The organism is Cryobacterium sp. TMT1-2-2 (assembly GCF_004403505.1).
Lineage (GTDB): Bacteria > Actinomycetota > Actinomycetes > Actinomycetales > Microbacteriaceae > Cryobacterium > Cryobacterium flavum.
Genome location: NZ_SOGS01000024.1, coordinates 216,985 through 239,699 on the forward strand (window position 1 = coordinate 216,985; position 22,715 = coordinate 239,699).

Annotated in this window: 24 protein-coding genes; 4 read left to right on the forward strand and 20 right to left on the reverse strand. The window is 58.7% G+C overall.

Translation table 11 applies throughout. The features are described from left to right. Window positions 1–8: 8 nt before the first annotated feature. From E3T35_RS14960 to E3T35_RS14975, 4 genes are read right to left on the reverse strand one after another with little or no spacing between them, the layout of a single operon-like run. Window positions 9–1,289, reverse strand: a complete 1,281-nt coding sequence (locus tag E3T35_RS14960; protein ID WP_134346132.1) for a TRAP transporter large permease — start codon at window positions 1,287–1,289, stop codon at window positions 9–11. Further along, window positions 1,286–1,864, reverse strand: coding sequence for a TRAP transporter small permease (locus tag E3T35_RS14965; RefSeq protein ID WP_134346133.1), 579 nt, complete (start codon window positions 1,862–1,864; stop codon window positions 1,286–1,288). Before E3T35_RS14965 ends, E3T35_RS14960 begins: the two co-directional genes overlap by 4 nt. Beyond that, a complete protein-coding gene (locus E3T35_RS14970) occupies window positions 1,861–2,913 on the reverse strand; it encodes a sialic acid TRAP transporter substrate-binding protein SiaP (protein ID WP_134346135.1) in 1,053 nt (350 codons plus the stop codon). The genes E3T35_RS14965 and E3T35_RS14970 overlap by 4 nt, the downstream gene beginning before the upstream one ends. Before the next feature lie 56 nt (window positions 2,914–2,969). Continuing rightward, a complete protein-coding gene (locus E3T35_RS14975; protein WP_134379866.1) occupies window positions 2,970–4,028 on the reverse strand; it encodes an Ldh family oxidoreductase in 1,059 nt (352 codons plus the stop codon). 131 nt (window positions 4,029–4,159) lie between these two features. Between E3T35_RS14975 and E3T35_RS14980 the strand changes: the two genes are divergently transcribed. After that, window positions 4,160–4,912 (forward strand): GntR family transcriptional regulator, encoded by a 753-nt coding sequence (locus E3T35_RS14980; protein WP_134346139.1) that lies wholly within the window; start codon window positions 4,160–4,162, stop codon window positions 4,910–4,912. A 75-nt stretch (window positions 4,913–4,987) separates the two neighbouring features. Here E3T35_RS14980 and E3T35_RS14985 read toward each other — a convergent pair whose 3' ends face one another. The 8 genes from E3T35_RS14985 to E3T35_RS15015 all read right to left on the reverse strand — a co-directional run bounded on the left by E3T35_RS14985 (window position 4,988) and on the right by E3T35_RS15015 (window position 10,180). Beyond that, the gene (locus E3T35_RS14985; RefSeq protein ID WP_370449342.1) at window positions 4,988–5,131 is read right to left on the reverse strand and encodes a hypothetical protein; all 144 of its coding nucleotides are present in this window, start codon (window positions 5,129–5,131) and stop codon (window positions 4,988–4,990) included. 110 nt (window positions 5,132–5,241) lie between these two features. Beyond that, a complete protein-coding gene (locus E3T35_RS20065) occupies window positions 5,242–5,364 on the reverse strand; it encodes a hypothetical protein (protein WP_255575308.1) in 123 nt (40 codons plus the stop codon). Beyond that, window positions 5,361–6,155: a fumarylacetoacetate hydrolase family protein gene (locus E3T35_RS14990; RefSeq protein ID WP_198421037.1), complete on the reverse strand. Its 795-nt coding sequence runs from the start codon at window positions 6,153–6,155 to the stop codon at window positions 5,361–5,363. The genes E3T35_RS20065 and E3T35_RS14990 overlap by 4 nt, the downstream gene beginning before the upstream one ends. Beyond that, window positions 6,142–7,194 (reverse strand): D-2-hydroxyacid dehydrogenase, encoded by a 1,053-nt coding sequence (locus E3T35_RS14995; protein WP_134379868.1) that lies wholly within the window; start codon window positions 7,192–7,194, stop codon window positions 6,142–6,144. The genes E3T35_RS14990 and E3T35_RS14995 overlap by 14 nt, the downstream gene beginning before the upstream one ends. Next, the gene (locus tag E3T35_RS15000; RefSeq protein ID WP_304997035.1) at window positions 7,194–7,919 is read right to left on the reverse strand and encodes an amino acid ABC transporter ATP-binding protein; all 726 of its coding nucleotides are present in this window, start codon (window positions 7,917–7,919) and stop codon (window positions 7,194–7,196) included. The genes E3T35_RS14995 and E3T35_RS15000 overlap by 1 nt, the downstream gene beginning before the upstream one ends. Before the next feature lie 37 nt (window positions 7,920–7,956). After that, complete coding sequence (locus E3T35_RS15005) at window positions 7,957–8,595, reverse strand: amino acid ABC transporter permease (RefSeq protein WP_198417768.1); 639 nt, start codon at window positions 8,593–8,595, stop codon at window positions 7,957–7,959. Window positions 8,596–8,600: 5 nt separating this feature from the next. Then, complete coding sequence (locus E3T35_RS15010) at window positions 8,601–9,254, reverse strand: amino acid ABC transporter permease (protein WP_134379870.1); 654 nt, start codon at window positions 9,252–9,254, stop codon at window positions 8,601–8,603. 77 nt (window positions 9,255–9,331) lie between these two features. After that, a complete protein-coding gene (locus tag E3T35_RS15015) occupies window positions 9,332–10,180 on the reverse strand; it encodes a transporter substrate-binding domain-containing protein (protein WP_134379872.1) in 849 nt (282 codons plus the stop codon). 140 nt (window positions 10,181–10,320) lie between these two features. On the opposite strand from E3T35_RS15015, the gene E3T35_RS15020 reads away from it, so the two are divergent. Beyond that, window positions 10,321–11,094 (forward strand): IclR family transcriptional regulator, encoded by a 774-nt coding sequence (locus E3T35_RS15020; RefSeq protein ID WP_198421038.1) that lies wholly within the window; start codon window positions 10,321–10,323, stop codon window positions 11,092–11,094. Window positions 11,095–11,177: 83 nt separating this feature from the next. On the opposite strand, the gene E3T35_RS15025 is transcribed toward E3T35_RS15020, so the two are convergent. Next, window positions 11,178–11,882: a hypothetical protein gene (locus E3T35_RS15025; protein ID WP_134379874.1), complete on the reverse strand. Its 705-nt coding sequence runs from the start codon at window positions 11,880–11,882 to the stop codon at window positions 11,178–11,180. 191 nt (window positions 11,883–12,073) lie between these two features. Between E3T35_RS15025 and E3T35_RS15030 the strand changes: the two genes are divergently transcribed. Both E3T35_RS15030 and E3T35_RS15035 read left to right on the forward strand, forming a co-directional pair. After that, entirely contained in the window at window positions 12,074–13,543 is a 1,470-nt protein-coding gene (locus E3T35_RS15030; RefSeq protein WP_241988874.1) for a sugar transferase, read from the forward strand. A 342-nt stretch (window positions 13,544–13,885) separates the two neighbouring features. After that, window positions 13,886–14,995 carry a glycosyltransferase gene (locus E3T35_RS15035; RefSeq protein WP_241987826.1) on the forward strand — a complete coding sequence of 370 codons (1,110 nt, stop codon included), beginning with the start codon at window positions 13,886–13,888 and terminating at the stop codon, window positions 14,993–14,995. A 151-nt stretch (window positions 14,996–15,146) separates the two neighbouring features. On the opposite strand, the gene E3T35_RS15040 is transcribed toward E3T35_RS15035, so the two are convergent. The 7 genes from E3T35_RS15040 to E3T35_RS19920 all read right to left on the reverse strand — a co-directional run. Continuing rightward, on the reverse strand, window positions 15,147–16,130 hold the full coding sequence (locus tag E3T35_RS15040) for a GDP-mannose 4,6-dehydratase (RefSeq protein WP_134346159.1): 984 nt from the start codon (window positions 16,128–16,130) through the stop codon (window positions 15,147–15,149). A gap of 3 nt (window positions 16,131–16,133) precedes the next feature. Continuing rightward, window positions 16,134–17,117, reverse strand: coding sequence for a GDP-mannose 4,6-dehydratase (locus E3T35_RS15045; protein ID WP_134346161.1), 984 nt, complete (start codon window positions 17,115–17,117; stop codon window positions 16,134–16,136). 295 nt (window positions 17,118–17,412) lie between these two features. Then, window positions 17,413–18,411: a glycosyltransferase family 2 protein gene (locus E3T35_RS15050; RefSeq protein WP_370449343.1), complete on the reverse strand. Its 999-nt coding sequence runs from the start codon at window positions 18,409–18,411 to the stop codon at window positions 17,413–17,415. Further along, window positions 18,314–19,117, reverse strand: coding sequence for a glycosyltransferase family 1 protein (locus tag E3T35_RS15055; RefSeq protein WP_166789983.1), 804 nt, complete (start codon window positions 19,115–19,117; stop codon window positions 18,314–18,316). Before E3T35_RS15055 ends, E3T35_RS15050 begins: the two co-directional genes overlap by 98 nt. Before the next feature lie 983 nt (window positions 19,118–20,100). Next, window positions 20,101–21,015 carry a glycosyltransferase gene (locus E3T35_RS15060; RefSeq protein WP_134379882.1) on the reverse strand — a complete coding sequence of 305 codons (915 nt, stop codon included), beginning with the start codon at window positions 21,013–21,015 and terminating at the stop codon, window positions 20,101–20,103. Between the two features lie 464 nt (window positions 21,016–21,479). Beyond that, window positions 21,480–22,289: a transposase gene (locus tag E3T35_RS19915; protein WP_241988875.1), complete on the reverse strand. Its 810-nt coding sequence runs from the start codon at window positions 22,287–22,289 to the stop codon at window positions 21,480–21,482. 75 nt (window positions 22,290–22,364) lie between these two features. Beyond that, the coding region (locus tag E3T35_RS19920) for a transposase (RefSeq protein WP_241988876.1) at window positions 22,365–22,715 on the reverse strand (351 nt) is incomplete at its 5' end.

Below are 22,715 nucleotides of genomic sequence, written 5' to 3' on the forward strand. Positions count from 1 at the left end.
AATCTGATTTAGGTGAAGCCCAGCACGGCCGGTAGCCACATACTGAGCGCGGGTACAAAAGTGATGATGACGAGAGTTGCCAACATCGGGATGAAGAACGGCACCACTCCCTTAATAACTCGAGTGACCGGCACATTGGTCACACTGGACAAGACGAAGAGGACCAGCCCGACCGGCGGTGTAAGGAGCCCGATCAGAAGATTGAAGATCACTACAACTCCGAAATGAACAGGGCTGATGCCGAAGGTCTCGGCAACGGGGCCCAAGACGGGGACCAGGATGAGGATTGCAGCTGTGGGTTCGAGCACCGCGCCAATGATCAGCAACAACACGTTGACGAGAATGAGAAAGACGATCGGGCTTGATGTGAAATTCAGAATGAATTCCGCCGCAAGCTGTGGCGCTTGCTCTCGGGCAAGAACCCAACCGAACAGCGCGGCCGCGGCAACAATGAGCAAAACTGAGCCCGTCGTCTCCACGGATCCCAGCAGGATCCGATATATCTTTCGCCAGGTCAGGGACCCGTAGATCAGCGCTATAACGAAGATGTACAGCACTCCGACACCGGCGGCCTCCGTAGGGGTGAAGATGCCGCTAAGAATTCCGCCGAGGATGATCACGGCTGCTCCGAGGGCCGGAAGTGAGCCGAGCAAGGAACGGCCGCGCGCTGCCCAACCGGTTCTGGGCAGCACAAGGTGTCTCTGCTTGCGCATGAGCCACCACACCATTGCGCACAGGCAGACGATCAGCACCAACGCCGGGAGGATCCCCGCCATGAATAACGCCCCGACGGAGACGCCGGCCGTAACCGCGTAAATGATAGCCGGGATGCTCGGCGGGATCATCGGCGCAATCATTGACGAAGCGCCCGTGATCCCAAGGCTAAATTCCTCGCTATAACCCCGCTTCTTCATCGCCGGAACTTGAATCTTGCCCATGGCTGCGGCATCGGCGATCGCCGCACCGCTCATCCATGAGAACCCGAAGCTCGTAGCGATATTCACGTACCCTAAGCTTCCGCGGATGTGCCCAAGAAAGGCGATGGCCGTGGTGTAGAGCCGATCCGACAATCCGGAAATATTCGCCAGGTTTCCGAGCAGGATGAACAACGGCACCGCGAGAATCGCGAAACTGTTGACTCCGGAAACCGTTCTCTGAACGGCGATGCCCAACGAAGCGGTTGGGTCGAGGATTACATAAACGAGCGATGGCACCAGAAGTGAGATTGCAACCGGCACTCGCAGGGCGAGCAGGACCAGAAGTCCTCCGAGCATGAACAGGAGGATCACGAGTGTGGCCTTTCGGGGGTTTCCGTTGCGGTGATGTCTTCGAGGTTTGCCACAGTTACAGGTACTTGATCGGGGTGCCAAATATCCACGTAACTGTTGAGAACACCGTGGAGAAAGATCAGTCCAAAGCCGACAACCGCAGAGGCATAGACGACGCTCATCGGAATCTGGGTGGCCGGCGCGTTCAATTTGGCGGCTGACAATGCGAACTGAGTTCCCGCGATGGCCATCGAAGCCGACACCAGGAGCACGACCCCGATCGAAAATGCATTGACGGCCTTCGCGGCGATCCCCGACAGCTTCGCTGCGATCAAATCAACCGTGACGTGCAGTCGCCTGGCCATGACGAATCCTGCCGAAATAAAGGTGAGCCATACCAGCGCGAATCTCGCAAGCTCTTCCGTCCACGTGAAGGGAGAGGAAAAAACGAAACGGCTGATTACTTGGGTCAGAATGAGCATCAAGATGAGCACGAGGAGCCCAGCAGCCAACAGTCGTTCAACTGTGACCACGGCTCGTATCCCCGCAAAACGTGACTCCAGATAGTCAGGCTCGTCCGGATGAACCATCGTCATTTGTCGTCCTGGATGTCTTTGTACAGGTCGCCCCAGGTGACCGCGTTGGGAAGCATCTCTCTGGCCCGCTTCGCGAAGGCGTCACGGTCGACATCCTCATTGACAGTGATGCTGCCGTCCGCTTTCCAGTCGGCGAGGATATCTTGCTCCTGCGTTTCGACGCACTCGCGCACTTCAGTCGCGGCGATGGCCATGGCGTCTTCCAGTGCAGACTGTTGCTCAGAGCTGAGGTCCTCGAAGAGCGCCGTGTTCGTCACGATGTTGACGCCCTGAATCATGTGACCGGTGATGTTGATGAAGTCCTGAACCTCGTTGAACTTGGCCGTCGATATTGTCGGAATGGGGTTCTCCTGGGCATCGATCACGCCCTGTTGAAGCGCCAGATAGACCTCACCCAAGGCCATGGGCGTTGCCGTTCCACCCATGACCTTGGTGTTCGTCAAATAGAGGGGAGCATCGGGCGTTCGGATTTTTACGCCGCTCATATCGTCGGGACCGTTGATTTCCTTATTGGACGTCACCTGCCTGGTGCCGTAATACCAACCGGACAACACCTTGATACCGGTCTCCTCGCTCATTTCATCGTAGATTTTCGCCATGGTCGGCCCGGCAATGGTTTCGGCGAAATGATCGACACTGTCAAACAGGTACGCGGCGTCGAGGACAGCAGCCTCGTCATGCCAGACCCCGAGGAATGATGGGCCGGCGATTGCCAGGTCAAGGCCGCCGAGGGCGACCTGCTCCAGGGATTCTGCTTCAGAACCGAGCTGACCACTGGGAAAACTCTCTATGCTGATACCGCTATCTTCGAGTTCCCGGTTAAGTGCGGTTACGCCACAGGTCTCCATGGGATGACTGGCCTCGTAGACGTGAGCCAGCCTGAGGACCTTGCTGTCGCCGCTATCGGACGCATCACCCGCCGCGACCGACCCTGAGAGTCCGCAACCGGCGAGCGAAAGTGCAGCGACAGCCGCCAGCGGGAGGTGCAGGTACCTGATCAGGTTCTTCTTCACTGCACGTGCGCCACTGCGCTGAAGGCTATTCGACATTTGTGTTCTCCTTTGAACTAATTGATGAGTCGAGCTAAAACCCTGTTGAGGTTGAGTTAGTGGGGACCAGACCAGCGCGGCACTGGCGCAATGTTCAGGTGTTGCGCGAGCTGATCGAGAAGCCGTGCAGTGGATCCGCTCAGAGGAATCGTCTGTTGGTTGGATCGAGCCCGAGACTGCTCGGGATCGCCAGGCGCAAGAACTTCGTGATCCGCGCGGCCGGACGACCGGATTCGCTCCTGAAGTTTTTCAACGCGCGCTTCCGTGTGCGCACGGCCCATAAAGGCGTTGCTGTCGATCGTGATTAGAAGATGGCCCGTGTTCATACGGGAGGCCGGATTGTTCCAAATGTCTTGAGTTTCATGGGCGAACGATGCTGTCCCGAGGGATGCTGCAATCGCCTCGAGCAACGCCGACACGGCCGATCCTTTGTGACCGCCAAACGGTGTCAAGGCTCCCGCCATCGCTTCCTCGGGATCAGTCGTGGGGTGCCCGGAGGAATCCATGGCCCATCCGTCCGGAAGCTTCGTTCCTTCGTTCCTCGCCGCGATGACCTTTCCGTAGGCCCCGGTGCTTGTGGCCATGTCCGCCGTGAGGGAATGCGCCCCAGAACTCGGGGCCCCGATGGTCAACGGGTTCGTGCCGAACAGTTTCTTGCCGCCACCAAAAGGAGCGACCGTGGGCCCCGTGGTTGAGGTGAGAAAAGCGACGAAGCCAGCATCAGAAAGTTGGTCTACCCAGAAGCCCCCTGTTCCATAGTGGCTGCTGTTCTGTACGGCCACAGCGCAGACGCCACGACCGGCCGTGTGGGTCATTGCGTAGTGAACGGCACGTGCCATAGCGACCTGGCCTAAGGCGCCGTCGGCATCTAGCAGGGCGCTGGAACCAGTGTCGGTCATCCACTTCATGTGCGGCAGGCTGTTGATTCCGCCGCTCTCAATCGCTGACACGTACAGCGGCAACCGCAAAAGGCCGTGCGAGGCCGTTCCCTGCTGGTCAGCGCCGACCAGGGACAGAGCGGTTACCTCGGCGTCTGGCGCCGGGACGCTCACCCGGTGGAGTGCTCGCTTGGCAAATTCAGTCAGATCTTTGACGCCGTATCTTGCCGATTCCATCTCTATCCCCTCATTGGAAAAATACGATTAAGTGAAATACTATATATATACGTTGATGACCGCAAGGGACGTTGGATCATCGAAAATTTGGAAGACTATCCCCAGGCGGAAGTAATGAAGGAAGACGGAACATGACTCACCATCAGGGCGATAAGCCCGATTCGATACCCGTGCGACTAACGACGAGCGGCGTCTACGACCTGCTCCGTACGCAAATTCTGGACAACATCATTCCCCCAGGGACTCGGGTCAACATCGACGCCATTTCCCGTAAGTTTGGAGTCTCGCCGACACCCGTACGCGAGGCACTGCGTCGCCTGCAAGGCGACAACCTGCTGGTCACCGCCTCGAACCGCGGATACAGCACAACTCCACTTCTTGATCTGGCAGGGCTGCGTGAGCTGTTTGAGTTTCGGCTTCTCGTTGAACCGTGGGCGGCCCGCACGGCGGCAGCGAATCGTCTGGGAAATCCCGCTCACCACCTGAACGCCGAGTTGCAGACCTTCACGAAGCAGGCCGAGGGGCAAGATGATATTCGTCAGCACCTAGTGACCCATGACTCAAGGTTTCATGAGCACATTCTGGCTGCCTCGGGAAACGACGTGGTTCGCTATGCCTACGAACAGACCCATTGCCACCTTCATATCTTTCGCCTGTACCCGGCCGATATGAGTGGGAAAATCACGATTGAGGAGCATCGGCAAGTCTGGGCAGCCATTCGTGATTGTGAGCCGGCTCAGGCGGAGAACGCAATGCACGAACACCTCAAGCGCGCGTTTCAACGCTTCGCTAAGGCATTCGATGAGGCGGGTCGGGGCAAAGCCGATCTCAGTGCCTACCTCTCACCCCGGCTCGCTATTAACGACGCTCAGCTGCCGGCCTAGCAGTACTATCCGATCCAGAAGATGCCAACCTAGTGACGTCCTTCTACTGCAGACAATCCATGGACACCGAAGGGGCTAGCGCTGCACGAGGGCTCCGTGGCCGCGATCGGAGACGCCCATGGCACCGCGCAAACCGAAACCGCGCTCGGTGAATTTGCGTGCGGTGCGAATGCGGCCCTCCCCCTGATCTAGCCGCAGCACGCCCTCGCTGAGCGACACCACATCGAATCGGCAGTCCTGCGCAGGGGCAGGTCCGGTCGGATCATCGCGACGCCACACGCACGAGAGCGCTCGCTTCGCGCGCCAGCCGGGCGATCTCGTCGAACCGCTCACCCGTGATCGGTGCCTTGGTGTCCATCCAGCTGCCGCCGGCCGCCGGGGCTGACCACAAACGAGACGCCGGCGTCGACAACGAGGTCAACCTGCTCGGCGTTCAACACGGTGCGTGTCATGCGAGCTCCTGCACTAGTTGGGGGAAAAGGGCCGCCACGGGGTTGCGCAGCGTTCCGAGGCCGGCGAGGGTGATGGCCACGTCGTCACCGGGCTCGACGCTCGCGTAGGTACCCGGCGCGCCCATGAGCACGACATCCCCCGCGCCCAGCGTCATGATCGAGCTGAGATAGACGAGCTGCTCGATCACGTCGTAGGCCAGATCGGCCGTGGATCCGTGCGCCCGAAGAACACCGTTCACCTCGACCTCAATCGAAACGTCGCGCCAGTCCAGCTGTGTGGTGATGTACGGGCCGAGCGGGGTGAATCCGTCTCCGTTCTTGACCTGCGTCATTTTCTCGTCGAAGGCCACCTGGCCGATAGCGGTCACGTCATTGCCGATCGTGTACCCGAGAATGGCGCCGGGCACCTGGTCGGGCCGCAAACACCGTGCGGTGCGCCGCAGCACGACGGCGAGTTCACCCTCGACATTGACCGCACCCGTACGCGCATCGAGCACGATGGCGGCACGCGGCCCGACGGCGGTGCGGGCCGATTTCAGGAACGCTTGCGGGGGCATCCGTCTGTCGCCGGGGCCGTTGTGGGCCATGCCGAGAATCACGCGGGGCTCGCAGGGGGCCAGGAGCGGCGCATCGGCCGCAAACGTGTCGCCGGTCAGCTGCACCTCGGGAGTAAACAGAGAACGGATGCCGCACCACCGATCCCCACGCCACACCACCGTGCGCGGTCCAGCCGGAGTCGCGATGCGAGCCAGACGCTCGGCCACACCGGGCGCGGGGCTAGTAGAACTCAACGGTGTCGACCCGGTTGAAAAGCGGATGCCCGTCGAGCAGGTTGGTCGCGTTGGCGGCGAACAGCTCGGCGATGAGCCGAGGCTCGTTGGCGGCGAGCGCTGCGGAGTGCGGGCTGATCAACACGTTCGGCAGATCCCACAGCGCGCTCTGCGCGGCCAGAGGCTCGTGGGCGACCACGTCGAGGGCGGCATACCCGAGCTGCCCGTTCTGCAGCGCGGTGATGAGCGCGGGCTCGTCGACGACGGTTCCCCGCCCCACGTTGACCAGGGTCCCACCGGGTTTGAGCGCCGAGAAGACTCCTTCACCGATCAGCCCGGCCGTGGCATCCGTTCCCGGCAAGGTCACGACGATACCGTCAACGCGGCCCAACGCCGCAGCCAGATTGTCGGGGTGCACGACCTCGTCGGCCCCGGCGACCGTCGTCGCATGCCGACTGGTGGCGATCACGTGGCAACCGAACGCGCCGAGCAGGCAAATGACCTCACGGCCGATACCGCCGGTGCCCAGCACGAGAATGGTCTGGTCGGCGAGGTGTCGCATCTGCAGGCGTTCCGGCCAGAGGTGATCCCTCTGCTGGGCCAGAAGCTCGGGCAACATCTTGGCGCCGGCGAGCAGCCCGAACAGGGCGAATTCGGCAAGCGGGCGGCCGTGCACTCCGGCCGAGGTGGTGAACATCACGCGGTTGAGGTCGGCAAGGCTGAGCCCGGCCTCCTTCACCTGCCCTCCCCCGCCAGCCGCCATGGTCTGCACCCAGCGCAAGCGCGGGTTGGCCAGAACCGTGCGCTGCAATGCTGCCGGGTTGAGGTCGGGAATGCCGTAGAGCACGTCGGCCGAATCGATCAGGGCCTCGTACTGCTGCTGCTCGGCCGGCGTGCGTGCGAAGGCCGGATCACCGCGATAGTCGGTGGCGAACCGCCGGGTGGGCAGCAGGCTCGGCTCCCACACCAAGTCGATGCGAGGTTCGAGCGCGACAATGTGGTCGCACAGCTGCTGGTCGAGGGGCGTGGCCATCACCACGCGCAGCCGCGAAGCGCTCATCAGAGCAACTTACTGAGGAAGGTCTGGGTGCGTACGTGCTGGGGCGATTCGAAGATCTGGGCCGGGGTGCCCTCCTCCACGATCACTCCGGCGTCCATGAACAGCACGCGGTCGGCGACCTCACGGGCAAAGCCCATCTCGTGGGTCACCACGACCATGGTCATGCCCTCCTCGGCGAGTTTCTTCATGACGTCGAGCACATCTCCCACGGTCTCCGGGTCGAGGGCCGAGGTCGGTTCGTCAAACAGCATGACGGTGGGTTCCATGGCGAGCGCACGGGCGATGGCGACCCGCTGCATCTGGCCACCGGAAAGGGTGCTGGGGTAGACATCCGCTTTGCTGGTGAGACCGACTTTTTCGAGCAGGGCCATTCCGCGTGCATGCGCGGTGGCGCGGCTGACCTTGCCGACCTTCATGGGGGCCAGCATGATGTTGTCGATGACCTTCATGTGCGGAAACACGTTGAAGGATTGAAAGACCATGCCCACGTCGCGGCGAACGGCGTTGAGGTTGGTCTTGGGGCCGGTGAGGTCGTGACCGCCGATGGTCACCTGGCCGTCGGTGAACGACTCGAGAAAGTTGAGGCAGCGCAGAAAGGTGCTCTTGCCCGACCCCGAGGGGCCGATGACGCACAGCACCTCGCCCTCGGCGACCGCGCAATCGATGCCCTTGAGTACCTCGAGTTTGCCAAAGCTTTTGTGCAGGCCTTCGACCGTGATGATCATGCGTTGCTCCGTTCGACGGTAAGACGGGTAAGAGAGGTCATGCGAGCCTGCGTTCGTACCAGGTGCCGAGCAGCGAAATAGGATACGAGATCACGAAATACAGCGCGCCAACGATGAGAAAGGTCAGCAGCGGTTCCTGGTTGAGCGTGGTGACGATGCGCCCGGCCCGGGTGAGATCGACGAAGCCGATCACCGATACCAAAGAGGATGCCTTCACCAGCGCAATAAGAAAACCGATACCCGGCGGCACCGCAATTTTCATGGCCTGCGGAAAGATCACGTAGCGCAGCCGGGTGAAGTAGTGCATGCCGAGCGCTTCCGCGGCTTCGGACTGTCCCTTGGGTACCGCCTGGATTCCGCCGCGCACGATCTCGGCCATGTAGGCCCCGGCATAGACCGAGAGGCCGACCACCGCGGTGAATCCGCGCGAGAAGGTGAGGGCGGGCAGCATGAGCGGCAGCGCAAAGTAGGTGAACAGCAGAATGATCAGAATGGGCACGCCGCGAATGAAGTTGATGTAGATACTCGCGATTATGCGGGCGATCCAGCTCGGCGATGCCTTGGCGGTGCCGAGCACAATGCCGATCAGGCTGCCGAGCACTCCGGCGGCGACGCAGATGACGAGGGTGAGCCCGGCGCCGCGCAGCAGGGGCGGTAGATATTGAGCGAAGTCCATCAGCCCTACCATCTGAATGCCAGCCTCTCGGTGATTTTGGACGAGAACGCGATGGCCGCCGACGTCAGGAAGTAGAGCAGGGCACCGACGGTGAAGATCTCGAGGGTGCGCAGTGTTTGCGAGTTGAGGTTCTGCAGCGTCGAGGTGAGTTCATCGAGGGCGATGACCGAGCCGATCGACGAGAACAGAAACAGCACGATGAACTGGTTGGTCAGGGCCGGCAACACGTTGCGAATGCCCGGCTTGAGAATGACGTAGCGAAACGTTTTGTGGAACGGCATGCCGAGGGCAGTACCGGCTTCGCGCAGGCCCTTCGGAACGGCGCTGATGCCGGCCCGAAAGATCTCGGCGGTGTAGGCGGAGTTGTTCAGGGTCATGCCGATCAGCACCGACCACAACGGGTTGAAGTTGATGCCGATAGAGCCCAGGCCAAAGTAGATGAGGTAGAGCTGCACCAGCAGCGGGGTGTTGCGGATCACCTCGATGTAGCCGTTGCTGATCAGCTGCAAGGCCTTGTACCGACTGGCCTTCGCGAGGTAGATGAAGATGCCCAGCACACCGCCAGCGGCGAAGCTGATCAGGGTGACGTAGATGCTCACCCAGAGGGCTTTGAGCATCACGGGCAGATACGGAAGAATATCGCCGAAGTAGAGGGTCATGCATGGCCTTTCTTGAGCACCACGTCACTGGGGTGAACGCTCGTCGGCCGATTCGTGCGGCCGACGAGCCGAGGGAGTTAGCCGACGATGTCGGGCAGGTCAGCGTTGCCCCACTTCTGGAACAGCTCCTGGTTGATGCCCGAGGCGTTGAGGTTGCGAATGAAGTTGTTCAGGTAGTTGATCCAGACCTGGTCTTCCTTCAAAGCGCCCATGGAGACGAGTGACGGAAAGAGCACGGGCTCGTCAACGACCGCGTAGTTTGCGTCGTCGGCGGCCATCTGCGCCACGGTGGAACTTCCTTCGACGAGGGCGTCGACCTTTCCGGCCTGCAGTGCCGCCATGGCGTCGGCGATGGTCTCAAACCGCTCGACCTTGGTGTCGGGAAAATTCTTGGTCATGATCGAGTCGTTCGTGCTGCCGCGGGCAACCGAGACGGTTTTGCCCGCCAGGTCGTCATAGCTCGCGATGGGGTTGGCGGTGTTGAACATGACGCCGGCGCCGTGGGCGACGTAGGGAATGGTGAAGCCCGCTTCTTTGGCTCGTTCGTCGGTGGCCGTCCACTCGGAGATATTCACGTCGACCCGGTCAGACTTGAGCAGGGGCAGGCGGCTCGTGCCGTCGGTGCTGACCAGTTCGAGCTCGACGCCGAGGGCTTCGGCGAGCTTCTCGGCGATGTCGATGTCGTAGCCCTCGAAGTCGCCGTCGGGAGTCTGCACGCTCCACGGCGGATAGTCCGGCAGCACGGCCACTCGTACGGTGCCGCTCTTGATCACCTTGTCGAGTTGGCTGGCGCCGGCGGCGGTGCCGCCCGCACTGTTCTCGGGCGACGTGCACCCCGAGAGCAGGAGCGCGACCGCCAACGCGGGAATGAGGACGAGTTTGCAATTCAACCGACGCATATGCAACAGCTCCAGAGTTAACTTCATTGGTATCTACCCGGAATACTCCCAAATGGCGGGAGCACTTCTTACTATGTGAGAATATAGCATCCGTCCGGCCGTTCTCAGCAATCAGGAAAACGCCGCTAGGCTCGGGCGCACCACCTGCCATCGAAAGGCGCACGACAATGCCAGACACCCCCGCATCGGCGCCCAATCGCGACATGGTGGGCAAAGCGCTGTCGCTGCTGACGCTGCTCGGCGATCATCCCCACGGAGCGGTCGCCTCCGCCCTGGCTCGGGAGTCGGGGTTTCCGCTGAGTACCGCCCACCGGCTGCTCGGAACCCTGGTGCGCGAGGGGTACGCCAAGTTCAATCCGACGACCCGGCAGTACACCGTGGGCTTGCGCATCTTTCAGCTGGCCCAGACGGTGTCCGTGGCCTACGGTTTCGCGGGAATGACCCGGCCGATTCTGGAGGGCATCTCAGCAGCGACCCACGAGGCGACCCTGCTGGCCGTGCTCGACGGCGACCGCCAGCTCTACGTGCACACGGTTCAAGGGCCGCAACAGGTGCGCGTTGTCGGTGAGCCGGGCACACACGGTCCGCTGCACTGCGCCGCCGTCGGCAAGGTGCTCATCGCCTTCTCGCACGACGACGTGCGCGAGCACCTGATCGACACGCTCGACCTCGACCAGTTCACCGCGAACACCATCACCGACCGTGACGCCTTTCGCACCGAGATCGACGCGGTGCGCACCCGCGGCTACGCCGTGGCCGACGAGGAGCACGAAGCGGGCATTCGCGCCATCAGCGTGCCCATCTTCGTAAACCAGAAGGTCGTGGCTGCGGTGGCCACCGCAGCGCCGGCCTTTCGCGCCAGCATCGACCAGCTGGTGCAGCACGTCCCGCAGCTCGAGGAGGCCGCTCGCTCCCTCTCCACCGTGATGGCCCTGCGCTGAGTACGCCGTCCGCTCTGAGATTCGGCTGGCTCGGGCCGGGCATCCGCTCATTTCGTCGGGCAAGCCCGATACTGAATTCGTGACTACTGAGTTTTGTCCTGGGCCACCACACGCTGTGAGCACCCAATGGGCACAGCATCGAGCCAAGTGACGAGCAGGTGTGTTGCAGAGTTTGATTGCCACCTCGTGACAGTTTCGGCCGTCGCCGGGTCTATGTCGTCGACACGCCCCGAAAACCCTGCGGTGGCTTGCACCCCCAAAGCGCTTGGGTTTCCACTCGTCCAGTCAGTTGGTACCGGCACGAGCAACTGTCCCGAAGCATCAGATCCCCACACGCCAACCGGCCAGGCAATCTGCACAACGTCGGTCGTGTTGTTGCGCACGAATCCCGACACGATCGCGGAATACGACTCCACATTCCCGTCGACATCAAGCCAGGGAGAAAAATCATCGACCACCACAACGGTGTCAAGGCTGCCGCTGGGGCATACCGGGCTAGCCGCAGTCGGCTGTGGGGCCGCTGCCGGCGGCTCGACCGGAGCTAACGGCGCTGGGGCCTGAGTAGCGATCGGTCTCGGGGATTGCCGAGCTACCGGAGGGGTCACGGTATTGATCGGAGCGGGCGTTGCCACTTTTACGTTTTCCGGCCGGGCAGTCGACTTGGAGGCCGAGGAGACTCCCGCACGGCTGGATGCCTGAAGGTGAAAACCAACACCAAAGGCACCAACAAGGAGGATGAGTGTCGTAGCGGCAATTGCGATCCACTGCCAAAGACGCAGTCGTTTCATGCCGGGAGTATAAATCGTTTGGGTCAACGTCGGAAGGCACCCCAGCCTTGAGCCCGGGTCTCTATGCCGCCCATCACGGCACAGAATAATTGAGCCAAAAAACCAACCAGTACCCCCTCAATGGGGAAAACCCACTTATGTAAACTATTACAGCGGCAATATCTCCGCACACTCGGGGGAGGGGACCGCACGTGTCGAACACAACGCGCACTCGTACCCTCACCAAACCATCCCGCGACTGGCACGCCGTTTACTCGGCCCGCCTTACCCTCAGCGACTTTCTCGTGCTTCTCTGGGTGGTCTTTGGCGTTCAGATCGCCTGGTTCGGTTTCGACCGGGCCAACCTGGCCGTGCGCTCCGCCGACCTCGCTATGTCCTACACCTCAGTGTCGGTCATTCTCATCGCCGCCTGGATGGCCGCGCTCAGCCTCTACGGCACGCGCAACGATCGCGTGCTCGGCACCGGCTTCGACGAGTACAAGCTCATCGCCGGCGCCTCGATAAGACTGTTTGGCCTGCTCGCTATCATCGCTTACCTCTTCAAGATCGATGTCGCCCGCGGCTACATTCTTCTGGCTTTCCCGCTCGGTATCGTTGTGCTCATCTTCTCGCGCTGGATGTGGCGCCAGTGGCTCGTCGCGCAGCGCTCCCGCGGGCAATTCACCTCCCGCGTCATTCTGATCGGCACCCAGGAATCGTCCGCCCGCATCGCCGACGAGCTACGAACCCGCCTTGGCGCCGGCTACCTCGTCGTGGGCGCTTGCGTCACCTCCGGCCCTAGCGCCACCTACCTGCCCGGCGGCACCGTTCCTATCGTCGGCGACATCGACGACGTGCACACCGCCCTCGACTCCTTCGACGCCGACACGGTCATCATCACCAGCAGTGACGACATCTCCCCCACGCGGATGCGCGAACTCAGCTGGAGCCTCGAGCCCGGCCGTCACCACCTCATCATGGTGCCGCGCCTCATTGACGTGGGCGGCCCCCGCATTCACACCCGGCCCGTCGCCGGTCTGCCGCTCATTCACGTGGAAACCCCCCGCTACGAAGGCCACACCCTCTTCACCAAGCGCGCCTTCGACATCGTCGTCTCCACCCTGCTCATCATCGTGCTCTCCCCCGCCCTCGCGGCCATCGCCCTCGCCGTGCGCTTCAGCGGCCCCGGTCCGGTGTTGTTCATCCAGAACCGCGTGGGCCACAACGGTCACCTCTTCAAGATGCTCAAGTTTCGGTCGATGGTAGCGGATGCCGAAGCTCGCCTGGCCGCACTGCAAGACACTCCGCGTGTGGTCGGCAACACGGTGATGTTCAAGCTGCAGAACGACCCGCGCGTCACCCGCGCCGGCCGGTTTCTGCGCCGGTACAGCCTCGACGAGCTGCCGCAGCTGTTCAACGTGCTTGCTGGATCCATGTCGCTCGTCGGCCCCCGCCCGCCACTCGAGACCGAGGTCAGCGAGTACGAGCTGCACGTGCACCGGCGCTTTCTCGTGAAGCCCGGCGTCACCGGACTCTGGCAGGTCAGCGGACGCTCGAACCTCACCTGGGACGAAACCGTGCGCCTCGACCTCTACTACGTCGAGAACTGGTCCCTCGTGGGCGACTTCGTTATCCTCTGGCGCACAACCAAGGCCGTGCTTGCCCGAGACGGCGCGTTCTAGCTCGTACTGACGATAGGACGCGAAGGCCACCCCTAAGGGAGGCCCCTTTGCTCGTAACAATGCCCACAATGGGCGGTAGAATCAAAGGGCTCAAGGTCGAGGGTTCAATTGCCCCAGCATCACTGAGTAAGCACGGATAGTGGATCTGCTTACTCAACGATTTATTTGCACATATCGCGTTCTCGGATTGGGCTTGCGAGACAGAGGCTCGGCCGCAATCCAAAGCACAACGGGGGAAATCGTAATGACACGTTATTCACGCTTCAGAGAAACGGGCCGGTTATCGTGGCTGGCGTAATAGTCCACGAGTGGCTGGAAACCCACGGTGGTGCAGAAAAGGTAATGGAAGAAATCGCCAAGGCATTCCCCGACGCACCGATTCACGCCCTGTGGGACGATGCACCCTTGCGCTTCGAGCCGCACCGAGTGCAAGAAACCTGGCTGGCGCGAACCGCGCTCCGACATAGGAAAGACCTAGCTCTTCCTCTCATGCCAATAACATGGCGAAACATGGGACCTGCTGAGGCTGATTGGATTCTCTGCTCGTCGCACCTCTTTGCTCACCATGCTCGCTTTAGCGGTGGCGCAAGAGAAGCGCCGAAACTTGTGTACGCGTACACTCCTGCGAGATACATCTGGAACCCAGAACTTGACGCGCGCGGAGCGAATCCCTTGGTGAAGGCTGTTTCTCCGATATTTCGAAACTTGGATCGTAAACGCGCTGCAGAGGCCCAGTCCATTGCCGCTATCAGCAACTTCGTTCGTGCACGTATTGCGACGTCGTGGCACCAAGACTCCCGGGTAATCTATCCGCCCGTTGATGTGAAACTTTTCGCCGATGATTCCGCTGACGGACTGACAGACGCGGAAAACGAATATTTAGACAAAGGCGTACCAAAGGAATTCGTCCTCGGTGCTTCTCGCTTCATTCCCTACAAGCGACTTGAGAACGTAATCGACGCCGGCATAGCGCTCAACCAGCCCGTCGTGATTGCCGGCTCCGGTCCACAAGAGCAGCTCTTGCGAAGGTACGCCCTCGACCAAGGTGGCGATGTGACTTTCGTAATCCAGCCATCCCTGGCGCTCTTGCGCGAACTGTTCCGACGAGCCCTAGTTTTCATCTTTCCACCGGTCGAAGATTTCGGCATCGTGCCCGTCGAGGCAATGGCGACAGGCACGCCGGTAATCGCACTCGACACGGGCGGAGCTGCTGAGACTGTACTGCATGGACGCACCGGAGCTCTCGTCAATGATTTTAAGAACAGTTCAGGCGTCCGAGAAGCTTTTCTGCTCAGTCAAGATGTGCAAGTCGCAGACTGCAAGCGAAGGGCCTTTGAATTCGACACACCAGTATTCACCGAAGCTCTCACAAATTGGGTGCGAGACGAAACGGGTGCGTCGTCGGAATCGCAGTCTGCCCGCACGACGGCCGCCCAGAGCTTTGCGAGCTAAGTTGTCGTCCTGATTCGCTCGATTCGTAAAGCGACAAAAACGCAGAACCTTGAAACGATAGCGCCTCCGCTGGAATTTCTAGGCAGAGATTGTTTGAAACTTTTGTTCAAATACGCATCCTGGATGTTTGGCCTTAAATCAATGACATTGCTTAGCGAACCCGACGACAACCGTTCAATAATTCCACGTCGTGTCGGACCATCCGCGAAACGACTTGTTCGAAACTTACGGTTGGGCTCCACCCAAGTGCCGATCGAATTTTTGACGAATTGCCGCGCATGTCCTGCGGATCGGCCGGACGTACAAAACGTTGATCAATTCCTACAACGCGTTCCCAGTCATCAATCCCGACTGCGCTGAATGCTGCTGCCACAAATTCGCGAACAGAGTGCGACTCGCCGGTAGCGATGACATAGTCATCAGGAACGACAGCATTGCTCATCCGCACCAGAGCATCAACGTAATCCGGTGCCCATCCCCAGTCCCGCTTGAGATCAAGGCTTCCCAACAATAACTTGTCGGTTGAGCCACTGGCAATCGCGGCCGCCGCCATGGTGATCTTACGGGTCACGAATGCTGAAGGGCGCCGCGGCGATTCGTGGTTATACAGAATTCCCGAGGACGCATGCATACCTTTGGCTCGGTAAATGGCTACCGCTTGATGTGCGTAGGTCTTCGCTAGGCCATATGGAGAAATTGGAGAAATTGGTGTTTGTTCCGATTGGGGCGATTCTCTGGCGTCTCCAAAAATTTCAGAACTGGAAGCCTGCACGAAGCGAACCTCGCGTCCGATGCGTTCCTGACATCTCCAACCGGCTTCGAGAAGCGCTACGACTGCGAGCCCACTAATCTGCCCAGTCGCGACTGGATGGTCCCAGGAGTACGCCACAGAGCTGATGCCGCCAAGATTGAAGATGACATTCGGTTCCGTCTCATTTATGAGTCGTTCCAAGAACACGGAGTCGGCTAGGTCTCCCGAATGACTGCTAACCGACAGCAGGCTCGGATGCGGATTTCTCAAGTCCTCCGCTCTCACTAGCGCATGGACATCCCAGCCAACGGCCTGAAGGCTCTCGGAAAGATAGCTCCCGTCCTGACCTGTGACTCCCGTAACTAGAGCCCGAGGCCTCGTCATTCGCTAATGCACCAGCGCAGACTGTTCGGCCAGATCATTCCCGACCATCATCTGCACTAGGGTCTTGAAGGAAACAGTTGGGGTCCATCCGAGGACATCGCGGGCCTTTTTCGGATCACCTATGAGTAAATCGACCTCCGCCGGCCGCATGAATCTAGGATCCTGCCGCACGTAAGGACTCCAGTCATCAATACCAACTGCTGTAAATGCAACGTCTAAGAGGTCACGGATGGAATGTGTCTCGCCAGTTGAGATGACATAGTCATCGGCCACCGGTTGTTGTAACATTCGCCACATTGCGTCGACGTAGTCGCCTGCAAAACCCCAATCGCGCTTTGCGTCGAGATTACCCAACGTCAATTCAGATTGCAGGCCAAGCTTGATGCGACTCACCGCCTGGGAGACCTTGCGGGTGACGAATTCAGGCCCCCGGCGAGGAGACTCGTGGTTGAAGAGGATACCGCTGCTGGCGTGCATGCCATACGACTCGCGATAATTTATGGTCATGTAATGCCCAAAAACTTTTGCTACCCCATAAGGAGAGCGTGGCCATAGGAGCGTGGTCTCATGCTGCGGCACTTCTTGGACTTTTCCAAACATCTCCGATGAAGAAGCTTGATAGAAACGCACCCTGGAAATGTCACTACCGGCGTAAAGGCGAGTGGCTTCAAGTATATTGAGTACTCCTTTTCCCGTAACATCCGATGTCATTGACGAGTTTTCCCAAGAGTAGGCCACGAAAGATATAGCCCCAAGATTGTACACCTCGTCCGGCTGGGCAATATTGAGCACACGAGTTAGGCTCGAGACATCGGTCAAATCACCATTGATCAGCTTTACCTCGGGCACTGTCTGGCGAACTAGGTCGAGTTTGGGATTGTTCTGCCCCCGAATCAGGCCGAAAACCTCGTAGCCTTTACTGAGCAGAAGTTCCGACAGGTACAGACCATCTTGTCCGGTGATTCCAGTAATCAGTGCACGGGGCATAGCAAGTTCCATTCTTTGCACGACGGAGAGTGAAGAAAGTCACAACTACCGCCACATCCCTTACAGGCCATGACGCAGGGGTAGTTTCACTTCTATCCCCCAAATTCGACACTAGTACATGAGCGCTAAGAGCATGCAGGACTGTGTCCGCAGATGCGCACCGCCCGTCAAATAGCACGGACGCATCCCACAAGGTGAAGAGTCGTTTGTGCTGGCACATGCGTCTGAGCGCCGAACACATGATGACTCGCCGTTGCTCCGGCCCGCCAAGAACTCCCCTACTAGTAAATTAGAATCATGGTCGAGCGAAGGGCCGTCCCTGCCCAGGCGATCGCGACAACCTCCTGCCAGTTTTGATCCCAGAAAGCACTGCAAGAACTCCGCGGGGGTCCAGCTGCAAAATGCGGGCAAAAAGAAGCTTACCGATTCTGACAAGGAGACCAATCCGCCAGACACGACTTCTCATTGAGACAAATTGTACGAGACTGGCGACGTAGTACGTTCGCACCTTTGACCCAATTGAGCGACCAGATGCCGAGAGTTCGTGAACGACAACGGCGTCTTCACACACAGCAAGGCCCCAACCCGCGCCAGATGCGCGAAGGCAAAACTCAACATCCTCCCAGTACATGAAGAAGCGTTCGTCGAGGAGACCAATATCCACGAATGTTTCGGTGCGGACCAAGACAGCCGCCCACGTCACGTAATCTGGGTCCCGGCCACCTTCCCGCATTGGACGCACACCGGCCAAGATTGGCACTAACTTCGAGCCCCGAGACTGTACCGATTTGTCGGTGTTTATGATTAATGGAGCGCACAAACCTAGATTCTCGTCTCGTTCCATGAGCTCCACTAGGGAAGCCACGGCTCCTTTCTCAACGACAGCATCGTTGTTAATAATGAAGATGTATTTGGCGTCCCCCGCGAGTGCCGCGCGGATGGCGGGATTGATCCCACGTGCAAATCCAAGGTTCTTGGAATTTTCAAGGATTACAATTTCCCCTAACTGCGTCTCCTGCACCAAAGCAGCACGCAACGCACCGTCAGATTCGTTGTCGGATACGATCACCCGACTAACTCCCCGTTCCGAGAGAAGGCTGCGCAGGCACTTTCTCGTGCGATCTAAATCGCGCCAATTTAGAGTTACTGCGATAGTTTCTGGAGGATTCATTCGCGAACCAATTTGGTCGATTCCATCAGCGTCGGGCGCGTCGATCGCCGTTGACCGGTCGATTCGCTTGGGCAAGGCGTAATATGTCGGATGCAGTTTGATCCCAGTCGAAGCGAGCCGCATTCTCTTTTCCGGCCCGAATAAATTCCTCGCGATGCACGGCGTTCGCCTGGAGCTCAAGCACCAAGTCAACTGCATCGCCAGGTGACTCTGGATTGAAGTATTCGACACTTTGGCGACCAACTTCGCGCATAGCGGGTCTACTCGAACAAACAACGGGGCAGCCACGAATTTGTGCTTCAATGATGGGAAGACCGAATCCTTCATAAACAGATGGAAACACAAGCGCTAACGCGCGATCGTATAGCCATGCAATTTCCTCGTCCCGCAGTCGCCCTGGAACGGTTAGCAACTCGTCCATAACCAGGCCTACTTGACCGCTGCGAAAGACACTGGAAATGCCAGCAACGCCCACGACAACAGTGGGGATGTCGGCCATTACGAGTGCAGACACAACAGGGACCAAGTTCTTGCGTACCGCCAGTGTTCCGACGCAGACAACGAAAAATTCCGGAACATCGAAATTTGGCTTTACTGCAGTAAGGCCAGAGAAATGGTTGCTACCACATGGCGCCACCGTGAAACGGCGGCCATCAATCTTCGTTACATCTGAAATTTCATTTGCGCTGAAATCGGATATAGTCACGAGATTTATTGCACGATGCGCAACTAGTTTGTACATCAATTGATAAAAGAACACAAACGAGCGCGTAAAGGTCTCTGGAAATCGAAATACACTCGCGTCAAATAGCGTAACAGTCTGTCTCATCTTCAACACTGGAGCTGGGCCACCTATATTTATCAAGTGGTATCTCAAAGACAGGAGCGGGAGCGCGAACTGTTCAAATACGATGCCGTCAAATCTTGACCTAATGACTCTTGCCGAGTCAAGCCATGAGGGGACCGACGCCGACTTAGGCACGAATACTGTGACTTCGCAACCCATCTCTGCGACAATGCGCTTTGTGACTTCAGTTGCATATCGCTCGGTACCTGTAAGTGAGTGGCCGAGCCACTTCCCGTTGATTGCTAGCATCCTGTTTCCGCCCCTGACTGATTATTCACCGCCGCACACTGACGGCTCGCTGTTCACTCTTGACACTGACGGAGTCAGCTTTCACAAAAACGAGGCATGAACGAACGTTTTCCATACCTACCACGTTGCTTACACCCTCAATTTGAAGAATGTTTTAGCCGCATCAACTCGACTGAAGTGACTGTTGGAGTTTGTCCGCTTGCCCGGTCCATCTAACAATAGACAGTCATCGACGACGGTGGCGGCACGAGGCGCGGAAGACGCATAAACTACAATAAATTCTCTAGGTACACACGCCGCTGCTGAAGCCTCGTCTAGCTGCTTCTCTTCCAATGGATTGCGGTGGGATTTTCAGGAAAACAGCCAGTGAAACTCGGCGATCATTGATCGCTACTTACTGTTATTCCGATCAGCAATACTTCATCTATATCAAATTTTTTCAGTCAAAACGCTCGCTGGCTTTAGCCTCCTAAACTAACTTATCCGCGACCGCGCTCCGTAAGCGCGAATCGGCGGCGCGGGGTGGATACCTAGGGACTCGATCGCGGTGACCGAATTAGCCCAGGGTTTCTTAGCCTGGTCGCAACGAAACGCATATCCCAAATAAATCACCCGGCTACGCTTTCAACTTCAAGTCGAAATTTACTATCCCATTTCGACTAACTAAGCCGTTCGAAACCAGCGGACTCAAAGTCGGGATCAAAAATTCGGTCGCTTTAGATTTCGAGACTTTGCGCTGAAATTCGGTGCTCCCATGCCGCTACCATCTCACCAATCACCGGCTTGGACGGGAGTGAAAACAAGCCCTGCCAAAGCGCGAGACGTAGGTATCCGATATATTGAAACTTATTTCTCGAATAGCACCCTTCCAATACAATTCGCTTCAAAAGCTGCCGTAGCGCCCTCTTCTTTGCCCATACTGAAGCAAGCAGTGGATCTCGAATTGTCCAGAGCCGATTGCGAACAAGCGGTATGAGGCGAGACCCAGAATCCTGCCGAGGCGGAGTATTGGGATGCATCACCAAACTCGTTCGACATACAATGCCCCCCGCAATCTCACTAAGACGAGATGTGTACTCCAAATCGTCATACCAAATGAAAAAGTCGGTCATTGGTAAAAATGTTTGCTTGGCACTGTCAAGATTGACGAGGACTCCTACAAATGAAGCGTAAGGAGCCTGATATGCGTTAGCATCATTTGGCAGCGCTAAGAAGCCGTCTACGATCTCGGGCGGATTATGCCCAAGTAGTTTCATATTCGCATCCACAACTGTGGAAGCGACAAAGCCCGGCGGCCGGCTTGGATCAAAGGTCATTATATCAACGAGGGGACGGAGAGAATCAGCGGTGGGTTCAGCGTCGTCATCCATCATCCAGACCGCACTGTGGCCGCGCTGGATGGCAATATCAATACCTAAGGCAAAACCTCCAGCCCCGCCGAGATTTGCAAGGCTTTCAATGACCGTCACCATTGGGAACTCATTCCGGACCATATCCACAGAACCGTCTGTGGAAACGTTGTCGACCAGAATGACCTCATCAGGGGCGGGCGATTGAACCAAGATCGCACTGAGGCAGCGGCGCAGGAGTTCAACTCGATTATGTGAGACGACTAAGGCCGCAACGGTCATTTCTACTCCTTCTACTCTCCAACAATTCAAGAAAAGTGACAGTAGCTCTCACTCAGACAATTTGAGAGCCGCGGTCGTCCTGTTTAGACGCCATCTCCGTAGGAAATGATGTGTTTTTCGCAAATGCGGTCAGTGGATGCCAAATACAGATTGACACTGCAATGAACGTACCTAACAGATCGGCGCTTCGTTGTTCGATAACTGAGTACGCGCCGTTCCACGAACGTTGGGCGCCACTAGCCGATTCGCTGACCCCCTGCAACGGGTCGTTTTCCACGATCGGATTCCTGACTAATCATAATAAAATGTCGCATCGCACTCGTCAGCATATCGGAAGAGGAACCCTCTCAAGACCGGTACTGACACGAAGAATATTGAGCCACAACTGCGCCACCGAGAGAGTAGAAGTGCGAGTGCGAGTGCGAGTGCGAGTGCGAGGGCCTTACGTGATGCTCCTATAGTTGTCAATTGATATTTTGGGCTTCTCTTTGCTCGTGGAGCCAATCTCGGAGTTGACCGGCGAGGTTGTCGTCTCGGCTGAGTCCTCGTTCGATTCGGGACAGGGTGCCAGGCCAGGTGTGGAAGTGTCCTGCAGCCTCGCGGAGGGTGATGTGGAGTGCTTGGCGCGCGGGGCGTAGGTCGGTGACTTCGGGCGCCGCTTGCGGGTTGGTGAGTTGGCGGTAGAGCTCCTGGGAAACGTATCGTTTGAGGCAGCGCATGATTTCTTTCTTGGTCTTGCCTTGAGCCGTTCGTCGGGCCGCATATTCGCTCGTCCGTGAGTCGGTCGCAAGGCGTGACACGACGACGTGGTGGATTGCCGCGTTGGCGGCTCTGTCGCCGCCGCGGCTGAGCCTGTGCCGGCTCGTCTTGCCGGATGACGCTGGAATGGGGGCGACGCCGACAAGGGCCGCGAACTGCGTTCCAGTGGCGATGCGTTCGGGGTTGTCGCCGACGGTGACGAGGAGTTGGCTCGCTACTTCGATGCCAACGCCGGGGACGTCCCGCAACAGCGGCGCGCAGTTCCGGAGGATCTCTGCCAGCGCTTTATCGGTGTCCAGAATCTCCCGCTCGAGAAATTGGTATCGGGCGGCGAGTTTCTTTAAAGTGAGGGCCGTTGCGGTGTCAGGGTCGGTGAGGTTTCCCATTGGACGGGAGCGCTCCAACGCCGGGATGAGTTGGGAACTCGTCAGGGCGCGAAACCTGCTGCGCACTTGCTCGGGAGCGGAGACGAGGATTCCCTTGATCTGGTTGATGGCGATGGTGCGGGCCTTCATCGCGGAGGTGCGAGCGGCGCGGAGGACGCGGAGGCATTCGACGGGGCCGTCTTTGGTTTTCGGCGTCGACGTGCCTCATTCAGCTAGGACTGATTCCGCTGCTTGGTAGGCGTCCAAAGGATCCGATTTTCCGCGTAGGCGCCGCGCTTGACGGTTGGGTCGGTTGACCTCGTGGACGGGGAGTCCTGCTGTCCTCAGCACTCGACTCAGTTCAGCCCCATAACTGCCGGTCCCTTCGACGCCCACACCGATGACCAGACCGAAGTTGGTGATGAACGAGAGGATCTTCCGATAACCAGATCCGACGGCCAGGAACTCTTCAGCAGCTAGGTGTTTGCCGTGCTCGTCGATCATGGCGACGTAGTGAGTATCGGAGTGCGTGTCGACGCCGACGATGACATTCGGTATCTCTGTTGCCATGATGAA